The sequence below is a fragment of the Bartonella sp. AD328YNZD genome (assembly GCF_042196425.1).
The window spans coordinates 1-1,130 of sequence record NZ_JBHIQG010000549.1 but is presented as its reverse complement, the minus strand read 5'-3'; the positions used below and the strand labels follow the sequence as shown (position 1 = coordinate 1,130).

General features: G+C 33.7%; 1 protein-coding gene and 1 pseudogene. Both read right to left on the bottom strand.

The genetic code is table 11. The features are described from left to right. Nucleotides 1-212 (bottom strand): annotated as a pseudogene (locus ACFIO3_RS13565) (cell division protein ZapE); the annotation flags it as partial. A gap of 98 nt (nt 213-310) precedes the next feature. Then, a complete protein-coding gene (locus ACFIO3_RS13560; RefSeq protein ID WP_375607898.1) occupies nt 311-856 on the bottom strand; it encodes an AprI/Inh family metalloprotease inhibitor in 546 nt (181 codons plus the stop codon). Nucleotides 857-1,130: the final 274 nt, after the last annotated feature.

Genomic DNA, 1,130 nt, shown 5'->3' with positions numbered 1-1,130 from the left:
TGTTTTGCAACACGAGCAATATTTTGTTTTTTCCTTTTAAGTATTCTTTTTAAAAAAGACAAAAATACCAAAAACCACGGACGAGAAGCATTTTGTTCCTCAATTTTTTTTAATAAATGATCAAAATGCTCTGTTACAACTAATTGAGCTGGATCAAAACAAACTTCTCCTTCAGAGACCAACTCCTTATAGCGTGTTGAAACAAGAATCATCCAAACAACCTTTTTCAAACCGTTCTCAATGAAAAATACAAATTCTTTTCACGAATCTGTTTCTATAACTTACTTTTTCATAAACGGTCAAAAATGATCTAACGGCTTAAAACAACATGACGATCGTCAAGTGTACGTCCCTCAAAACGATCAACACTTGAAGAATAAAGAGCAACGATAACACGTCCAGAGTTATTATAAAAATATAATTTCTTTCCTTTAACCGCCCACGATCTTACTTGAGAAACAATTCCTGGACAGTGTAAAGGACCAGCACGGTACCCTTGTCCAAACTTTGTTTGTGGCGTTGCAATTCGGCAAACTTTACCCCCCATAGAAAGACTCCATACCCCCGCAATACTTGCAGGAAATAAATCAGTGGCATTGCTTGGCAATTCGAGACTAACCATTCGTCCATCACTCTGAGAATCTCCTTTTTCATACATCGGAGTGTTTGCATCTTCAGATATCGACGAAGAAGCAGACGACAGATCAGACGCTTCCAATATTGTCGTTTGTTGAGATGGATAAAAAACTTCTAATGCGTTACTATTGTCATTACTACCAAACCGCGCTGTTGAACATCCCTCTAAAAGCATTACAGTTGATAGTGCAACGAAAAACGAAACTTTTGAAAACACCATGTCTGTACTCTCTCCCACGACAATAAATAAGTTCACAAAAAAATTAAGCGAATATTTGTTATAATTACAAAGATAAATTAACAAATTAAAAAAAACAGGTTAAAATCACTTATTTTTAAAAGAAATAATTTATGTACCCAATTTTATATTTATTAAACACTAGAAATTTATAATATTTTCAGTCATATATCCCTTAATAAGTAATCATTAGAAATAGAGAAGTTTCATGAAAACGCCATTTAGCAAAATGGACGGTCTTGGAAATCAAATTATT